This window comes from Bradyrhizobium sp. PRIMUS42 (assembly GCF_023006515.1).
Classification (GTDB): domain Bacteria; phylum Pseudomonadota; class Alphaproteobacteria; order Rhizobiales; family Xanthobacteraceae; genus Bradyrhizobium.
Window position 1 is genome coordinate 1 of record NZ_JALBGZ010000688.1, and the last position, 3323, is coordinate 3323.

The following is a 3323-nucleotide window of genomic DNA, read 5'->3' on the forward strand; positions in this document are numbered from 1 at the left end:
CGCTCGTCTCCGACGATGGCCAGACGATGATCGGCAGCCTGTTCCTGATCGAGGCGCCGGGCCGTGGCGAGGTCGAGGCATTCAACCGCGCCGATCCCTTTGCCGCGGCCGTCATCAAGACACGGTCAAAGCCCGCACGGTGGTTCAAACAGTCACGCATTGTGTCGCACCCCTTGGGTGAACTGTCCCTCGTGGAACAGCTTCGTTATCGCCTATGAGCTTCGGCTAAATCGCGCCGGCCTCTCGAAAGTTGCACGCCTGCACGCAACGATTCATACGCAGACGATATACAGGCCCCGGATTTGCAGCCAGCGCGAACCGGGACAACTCACGCCAAACTGACTTCAAGGGAGCCTCTTGGCAACGGATTGTGCGGTTGCGCTACGCGCTTTTCCCTGTGTCTGTCACTTCCAAGTCACGGTTCAAGCGGTCGCCAAATTCGGTCGCCATGCTAATGGCTTACAGCCGGTCTCGCATCGTCCCGCGAACCTCCGTTCGCATGAGGCTCAGTGCGTCTCTTCGCCGCTTTTCCCGCCATGTCCGGGGACCCCGGCCTCGTCGAGTTTGCGGTAGAGGGTGGACCGGCCGATTTTGAGGCGGCGGGCCACCTCGGACATCTGGCCGCGATAATGCGAGATCGCGAAGCGGATGATCTCGTTCTCCATATCCTCGAGTGCGCGGACATCGCCGGTCGGGGTCAGCATGGCAAGAGTTCCCGTGGCCGGGAGCGGCGCGATTGGTATTTCGTTACCCGATACCACCGAAGGGGTCGCCGCCGGCTCGAGCATCAACGGCGCGGTCGGAATCTCCGTTCCGGGATGCGGCTGCGAGGCAAGCAGAGGGAAATCGCCGAGGCCGAGCTGGTCGCCCTCGCTCATCACCACCGCACGGTAGACCGCGTTTTCAAGTTGGCGGATGTTGCCGGGCCAGTCGAGCTGGGCGAGATGCGCCATGGCCTCGCCGCTGATGCCGGTGATCTGGCGGTTCTCCTCGGCGGCAAAGCGCGCCAGGAAATGCCGGAGCAGATGCGGGATGTCCTCGCGCCGGGCCCGGAGCGACGGGATCGTCAGCGGCAGCACGTGCAGGCGATAGAACAGGTCTTCGCGGAAGTGTCCCTGTTTCACCCGCTCCAGCAGCCGGCGGTTGGTCGCCGAGACGATGCGGACGTCGACCTTGACGGGCTTGCGGCCGCCGACTGCCTCGACCGCGCCTTCCTGGAGCGCCCGTAGCAGCTTGACCTGCGCGGTCAGCGGCAGCTCGCTGACCTCGTCCAGAAACAGCGTGCCGCCATGGGCTTCGACGAATTTGCCCATGTGCCGCTCGGTGGCGCCGGTGAAAGCACCCTTTTCGTGGCCGAACAGAATGGACTCGACGAGGTTGTCGGGGATCGCGCCGCAATTGACGGCGACGAACGGCCTTGCCTTGCGCTCGCCGCTGCCATGGATGGCGCGCGCGAAAAGCTCCTTGCCGACGCCGGACTCGCCTTCGATCAGAACGGGAATCGCGGAGTTCGCCGCCTTCTGTGCGGCGCGCATCACGCCTGCCATCGCTTCGGAGCGGGTGATGATGTCGGAGAAGGTCAGCCGGCCCTCGCGGCTGTGCCGGATGCGCTGCAATTCGCCCTTGAGTGCGGAGGCGTTGAGAGCATTGCGCAAGGAGACCTGGAGCCGCTCCACACCGACCGGCTTGACCACGAAATCGGCCGCACCGGCGCGCATCGCCGAGATCACGTTGTCGATGCCGCCATGGGCGGTCTGCACGATGACGGGGACGCTGAGGCCGACTTCGCGGATCTTCGCCAGCACGCCCATGCCGTCGAGGCCGGGCATCACGAGATCGAGGATGACGGCGTCGATCGCCGCTGCGTCGGGGGCGGTGAGGGCGGCGATCGCGGCGTCGCCGGAATCCACGACGACCGTCTCATAGCCGCATTTCTGCACCATGTTCTCGACCAGCCGGCGGGCTACGGCGTCGTCGTCGGCGATCAAAATACTGGCAGCCATGGTGTTCCCCGCACGCTACTACTATCTGTCTCGAATCGGGGCACTCTGGCCGAAGCCGATTAACGCACTCTTAAACCTTGATGCCCCAGCCCGCCGCCGCGATTGTTGAACACAGGTTTCCCACACAATGAATTCGAGCTCCAAGCCTGCTCTCAAGAAGTCTGCTCTCCGCAAGCCAGCCGTCAAGAAATCCGTCGCCAAGAAATCCGCCAAGGCAAAACCCTCCGCAAAGCCTGCGAGCAAAACCGGCAAGCTTCCGGAGTGGAACCTCGCCGATCTCTATTCCGGGATCGATGCGCCGGAAGTGGCGCGCGATCTCGACAAGATGGATGCCGATTGCGTCGCGTTCGAGACCGACTACAAGGGCAAGCTCGCGACAGGGACAGCAAACGAAGATGGCGGAAAATGGCTCGCGGAAGCCGTGCGACGCTATGAGGCGATCGATGATCTTGCCGGCCGTCTCGGCTCATACGCCGGCCTCGTTCATGCCGGCGATAGCGTGGACCCTGCGATTTCAAAGTTTTACGGCGACGTTTCCGAGCGGCTGACGGCGGCCTCCACGCATCTGCTGTTTTTCGCGCTCGAGCTCAACCGCATCGATGACGATATCTTGAACCGGGCGATACAGGCCGCCGAGCTTGCACATTACCGGCCCTGGATCGAGGATCTGCGCAAGGAGAAGCCGTATCAGCTCGACGACAAGCTCGAGCAGCTTTTCCTGGAGAAGGCGCAGACCGGCTATTCCGCCTTCAACCGGCTGTTCGACCAGACCATCTCCAGCCTGCGCTTCAAGGTCGGGTCCAAGGAGCTGGCGATCGAGCCGACGCTCAATCTGTTGCAGGACCGCGACGGCTCCAAGCGCAAGAGCGCGGCGGAGGCGCTGGCGAAAACTTTCAAGGCCAATGAGCGCACCTTTGCGCTGATCACCAACACGCTGGCCAAGGACAAGGACATCTCCGACCGCTGGCGCGGTTTCCAGGACGTCGCGGATTCCCGCCATCTGAACAATCGCGTCGAGCGAGAGGTGGTGGATGCGCTGGTCGCCTCCGTGCGCGCGGCCTATCCGAAGCTGTCGCACCGCTATTACGCGCTGAAGGCGAAGTGGTTCGGCAAGAAGAAGCTGGCCTATTGGGACCGCAACGCGCCGCTGCCGTTTGCGGCGACCGACATCATCGGCTGGCCTGACGCGCGAAGCATGGTGCTGACGGCCTATCGCGGCTTCTCGCCCAAGATGGCTGACATCGCCGAGCGCTTCTTCACCGATCGCTGGATCGACGCGCCGGTGCGCCCGGGCAAGGCGCCGGGCGCCTTCTCGCACCC

Annotated in this window: 2 protein-coding genes and 1 pseudogene; 2 read left to right on the forward strand and 1 reads right to left on the reverse strand. The window is 63.6% G+C overall.

Features of this window, described 5'->3' with window-relative positions; translation table 11 throughout:
* Positions 1-218, forward strand: a pseudogene (locus tag MOV75_RS31895) (hypothetical protein); the annotation flags it as partial.
* A gap of 288 nt (positions 219-506) precedes the next feature.
* Here MOV75_RS31895 and MOV75_RS31900 read toward each other — a convergent pair.
* Complete coding sequence (locus MOV75_RS31900; RefSeq protein ID WP_246930964.1) at positions 507-2003, reverse strand: sigma-54 dependent transcriptional regulator; 1497 nt, start codon at positions 2001-2003, stop codon at positions 507-509.
* A 127-nt stretch (positions 2004-2130) separates the two neighbouring features.
* Between MOV75_RS31900 and MOV75_RS31905 the strand changes: the two genes are divergently transcribed.
* Positions 2131-3323: M3 family oligoendopeptidase (locus MOV75_RS31905; RefSeq protein WP_369010475.1), on the forward strand; the 1193-nt coding region annotated here is incomplete at its 3' end.

Excerpts from the sequence above, each read along its gene's own strand:
- MOV75_RS31900 (WP_246930964.1), bottom strand. The coding sequence starts at position 2,003 with ATGGCTGCCAGTATTTTGATCGCCGACGACGACGCCGTAGCCCGCCGG.